General features: G+C 65.8%; 5 protein-coding genes. All 5 read right to left on the bottom strand.

The window, feature by feature from the left end:
• Positions 1–146: 146 nt before the first annotated feature.
• Complete coding sequence (locus Q8Q83_RS15010; RefSeq protein WP_305624934.1) at positions 147–1007, bottom strand: type 1 glutamine amidotransferase domain-containing protein; 861 nt, start codon at positions 1005–1007, stop codon at positions 147–149.
• Between the two features lie 87 nt (positions 1008–1094).
• On the bottom strand, positions 1095–1880 hold the full coding sequence (locus Q8Q83_RS15015) for an ABC transporter substrate-binding protein (protein ID WP_305624935.1): 786 nt from the start codon (positions 1878–1880) through the stop codon (positions 1095–1097).
• A 166-nt stretch (positions 1881–2046) separates the two neighbouring features.
• A complete protein-coding gene (gene ald / locus Q8Q83_RS15020; protein ID WP_305624936.1) occupies positions 2047–3168 on the bottom strand; it encodes an alanine dehydrogenase in 1122 nt (373 codons plus the stop codon).
• A gap of 132 nt (positions 3169–3300) precedes the next feature.
• Positions 3301–4053 (bottom strand): slipin family protein, encoded by a 753-nt coding sequence (locus Q8Q83_RS15025; RefSeq protein ID WP_305624937.1) that lies wholly within the window; start codon positions 4051–4053, stop codon positions 3301–3303.
• 2 nt (positions 4054–4055) lie between these two features.
• Positions 4056–4822: nodulation protein NfeD (locus Q8Q83_RS15030; RefSeq protein WP_305624938.1), on the bottom strand; the 767-nt coding region annotated here is incomplete at its 5' end.

Below are 4822 nucleotides of genomic sequence, written 5' to 3' on the forward strand. Positions count from 1 at the left end.
CCCTTAGAACCTGTTTCTGATCTCGCGAGCTAGAGCGAGACAAGGCAAAAACAGCCGAGGAAGCGGAGTTTACGGGTTGTAAATGAGCATTCTGAGGCTGTTTTTAACGCAGTATCGCCGACGCGCAGCAGATCCGAGACAGGTTTTTAGTCCAGCAGCTCGGCAAAGCGCCGGGCAAATGTATGCACATCCCCCGGCCAGCGCGCGGACACATAGTTGCCGTCGCACACCACCCAGGCCGGGCGGCTGTCGCTTAGGCTGTCGCGGTGCAGGCCACTGATCTTGCGCAGGCGGTCTGGCGCGTCCCTCGGCACCTCGAGAAAGTCCGCCGGGCTGGCCAGGGCGCGGCTGACCTCGGCCTGCACGCTCATATATCCGCTCGGCTGCCCCGGTGCCTCCCTATAGGTGCGGTAATAGTCCGGGTCCCAGAAACGCCCATAGAAGCGGGTCAGGTCCCAGGCGCTCTTTTCCATGGCCCAGGTCAGCGCCGTGGTCTTGCGCCCATAGAGCGCGGAGCGGCCATCCGCCCCTGGGCTGCGGGCGGCCAGCAGCACGCCATGGCAGATGGCCGCGACCGGCTTATTAGTGGCGAAGAAGGCCCCGACAAAGGCCTGCAACGCCTGGCTCTCCAGATAGGCGCGCATGCCCCGCGCCCAGTGCCCGCCGGGCAGCAGCAGGCCGTCGAAGTCCGCCACGGTTAGCTGCTCGTAACGCAGCGGCTGGCGGAACTCCGCATCCATCAGCATGCGGGCATAGGCCTCGCGGGCAGCGCGACGGGCGCGCAACAGCAGGCCGAGCAACTTCAGCCGGCGCAGGCCGGGCAGCCAGCCCCAGGGGTCCAGGCCCGCACCGCTAAGCATCAGCGGATCGCCCACGGCCGCTTGCCCATCGGCGGTGGCGAAACGCACCCGTAGCCCGGCCGCACGCAACAGCTGCCAGCTGATGGCGACCTCGCTGGGGTCGAAGTCGCGATTGGGCAAGGCGAGCAGAACTGTCTTGGCGGGCATGGCGCAGGCTCCTGGCTGGGAGCGTCGAGCTTAGCCGCGCGGCCCCTGGGCGGCGAGTGGCCCTGCGGGCCAAGATAGCGCCACCTGCTAGGGCTGTGCCGGCAGTGGCTCCAGGCTAGGCAGTGGCTCGCCGGGCAACCATTTGTGGTAGATGGCGGCAAAGCTGCCATCGGCCTTCATCCCATCCAGCTCGTGCTGCCAGCGCTGGATCAGGGCGTCGTCGGTGCCTGTGGAGAAGGCGATATAGCTGTCGCTGTACATCAGGGTGAACAACCGCTGCACCTCATCGGCCTGGATATCGCCCTGGATCAACAAGGCGCTGAGGCTGAGGTTGTCCAGCACCATCAGCTTGACCCGCCCGCGCTTGAGCATGCCGATCACCTGGGCCGGCCCGTTGACCGGGTTCAGGTTGGTAAAGCCCTCGGCCAGCAGGCGTTGGTGGCTGTACCAGTCGCGCGGCACGGCGATCTCGGCGAACTTCCGCGCTTGCTCCAGGTCGCTCAGGCGCAAGTGGGAACTGGTCAGGGCGTAGAAGCTGGTGACATTACGGGTCAGCGGCCCGACCCACTTGAACAGGGTCTCGCGCTCCGTGGTGCGCATGGCCACGAACAACCCGGTATTGGGCCGCACCAGCGTCTGTTGGTAACCACGCGCCCAGGGCACCAGGCTGATCGGCACGTTCTGCCCGGTGCGGCGCATGATCTCGCGCACCACCTCGGTGGCCAAGCCGGTGGGCTGGCCATTCTGGCTGAAGTTGATCGGCGGATATTCCTCGGTATACAGGCGCAAGGGCTGGGCCTGGGTCTGGGCGGCCAGGCCCAGGCAGCAGGCCAGCAGCACACCGAAACAGCCGCGCAACCTGACAGCAATCACGGCATAGGCCTCGCGGCGCAGGAGTGGTGTATTCAGCGTAGTAGGCCCAGGGGGTCAGCACCATGGCGCCGACAGTACGTAGCCCGGATGCAATCCGGGAGCGGATTGGCCGGGGTAGATATCCCCCGGATTGCATCCGGGCTACAAGAGGCGCCGCTCACTGCGCTTAAAGCTGCTCCACGACCAGCCCCGCCCGCTGATAGGCCAGGCCATGGGCTTCGGCCACGCTGGCGCAGGTGATCACGCCTTTGGCCACGTTCAGCCCGGCCAGCAGGTGCGGGTCTTCCTGCAGGGCGCGCCGTGGGCCTTTCTCGGCCAGGGCGATGACAAAGGGCAAGGTCGCGTTGTTCAGCGCCAGGGTCGAGGTGCGCGCCACCGCGCCGGGCATATTGGCCACGCAGTAATGCACCACCTCATCCACCACATAGGTGGGATCGTCGTGGGTGGTGGCTCTCGAGGTCTCGGCGCAGCCGCCCTGGTCGATGGCCACATCCACCAACACCGCGCCGGGCTGCATCAGCCGGACCATCTCGGCGCTGATCAACTTGGGCGCCGCGGCGCCGGGAATCAACACCCCGCCTATCACCAGATCGGCGCCCAGCACCTGCTCGCGCAGCGCCGCGCGGGTCGAGTAGAGGGTGGTGATGCGGTTGCCGTACTGGCCATCCAGGCGACGCAGGGCATCCACGCTCTTGTCCAGCACAGTGACATTGGCGCCCAGGCCCACCGCCATGGCCAGGGCATGACTGCCGACCACGCCGCCGCCGAGTATCACCACCTTGCCCGGCGCCACCCCGGGCACCCCGCCGAGCAGCACGCCACGGCCACCGCGGGCTTTTTCCAGGCAGCTGGCGCCGGCCTGGATCGACATGCGCCCGGCCACCTCGGACATGGGCGCCAGCAGCGGCAGGCGACCCTGGGCATCGCTGACGGTTTCGTAGGCGATGCAGGTGGCGCCGCTGGCCATCAGCTCCTCGGTCTGCGCCCGGTCCGGGGCCAGGTGCAGATAGGTGAACAGGCAATGCTGGGGACGCAGCTTGGCACGCTCGGCGGCCAGGGGTTCCTTGACCTTGACGATCAGCTCGGCCTGGCTGAACACCTGGGCCGCATCCTTGGCGATCTGCGCCCCGGCGTTCAGGTAGTCCTGGTCGCTAAAGCCGATGGCCGCGCCGGCCTGGGTCTCGACCCACAGTTGATGGCCGAGGGCGCTCAGTTCGGCCACCGACTGCGGGGTCAGGCCGACACGGTACTCGTGATTCTTGATTTCCTTGGGTACACCGATGCGCATAATCGCCTCCCGACAAATAAAGTCCTCTTAGAAAGTCTAGAAAACCTCAGCCGCGAGCCGGCCTGAATTGCCTGGGGCTTTCAGGCTATTTACCTGAAATAGGGGCGATTGCCGGGACGTATCCGCAAACGGTTATTTCTTCGCCTCGGCAATGCCCTGCAACAGCTCGATCGGCAGCGGAAAGACTATGGTCGAGCTCTTGTCCCCGGCGATATTGCTCAGGGTCTGCATATAGCGCAGCTGCATGGCCCCGGACTGGCGACCGAGCATCTCGGCGGCCTGCATCAGCTTCTCCGAGGCCTGCAACTCGCCCTCGGCATGGATCACCTTGGCCCGCCGTTCGCGCTCGGCCTCGGCCTGCTTGGCGATGGCGCGGATCATCGATTCGTTGAGGTCGACGTGCTTGATCTCGACATTCGACACCTTGATGCCCCAGGCGTCGGTCTGCGCGTCCAGCACCTGCTGGATATCGACGTTCAGGCGTTCGCGCTCGGCCAGCAGCTCGTCCAGTTCGTGCTTGCCGAGCACCGCGCGCAATGTGGTCTGGGCCAACTGGCTGGTGGCGTTATGGTAGTCCTCGACCTGGATGATGGCCTTCTGCGAGTCGAGCACGCGGAAGTAGATCACCGCGTTGACCTTGACCGAGACGTTGTCGCGGGTGATCACGTCCTGGGTCGGCACGTCCAGCACTATGGTGCGCAGATCGACCCGGACCATCTGCTGGATGCCGGGAATCACCAGCACCAGCCCCGGTCCCTTGACCTTCCAGAAGCGCCCCAGCTGGAACACCACGCCGCGCTCGTATTCGCGCAGGATGCGGAAGGCCGAGACCAGCAGGGCCAGCAGAATGATCACCAGCGGTAGAAAACCGAATTCGAAAGCCATGCCTAATCTCCTTGCCCCGGCTGTTGATCAGCCGCGATAACCTCCAGGCAAACGCCCTGGCGCGCCTGCACCCGCACCTGCTGGCCGGGGTACAGGGGCTCGCTGCTGCGCACCTGCCAGCGTTCGCCCTGCAACGTCACCCAGCCGCCACAGGGGTTGTCCGCCTGCACCGCCTGGATCGACACCCGGCGGCCGAGCAGGGGCTGGTCGCCACTGACCTGGGCCCGCCCGCGGGCGCGCAGGGCCATGCTCACTATCAGCAGCATCAGCAGGGCGCTGCTCAACGCCAGGCTGATGATCAGCGCCAGGGGAATGCCGAAGCCCGGCACATCGGTGTCGATCAGGATCAGCGCGCCGAACACGAAGGCCACCACCCCGCCTATGCCCAGCACGCCGAAGCTGCCCAGGAAGGCCTCGGCCGCCATAAAGGCGATACCGAGCAGCAACAGCGCCACCCCGGCATAGTTCACCGGCAGCAGCTGCAGGGCATAGAGGGCGAGGATCAAGCAGATGCCACCGAGCACCCCACCGATCGTCGAGCCCGGATTGGAGAATTCGAAGATCAGCCCATAGACCCCGATCATCATCAGGATCAGCGCCACGCTGGGGTTGGTGATCACCGCCAGCAGGCGGGTGCGCCAGTCCGCCTCGAGGATGATCACGGGCGCGCCAACTGTCTGCAGGCGGACGTCCATATTGGCCGCCTTGAAGGTCTTGCCATCCAGCTGACGCAGCAGATCGGCCAGATCGACGGCCAGGTAATCGACCA

Source organism: Pseudomonas sp., assembly GCF_030696055.1.
Taxonomy (GTDB): Bacteria; Pseudomonadota; Gammaproteobacteria; order Pseudomonadales; family Pseudomonadaceae; genus Aquipseudomonas.

Coding starts and splice junctions, on each gene's coding strand:
- Q8Q83_RS15010 (WP_305624934.1), bottom strand. CDS start 1,007: ATGCCCGCCAAGACAGTTCTGCTCGCCTTGCCCAATCGCGACTTCGAC.
- ald (WP_305624936.1), bottom strand. CDS start 3,168: ATGCGCATCGGTGTACCCAAGGAAATCAAGAATCACGAGTACCGTGTC.
- Q8Q83_RS15025 (WP_305624937.1), bottom strand. CDS start 4,053: ATGGCTTTCGAATTCGGTTTTCTACCGCTGGTGATCATTCTGCTGGCC.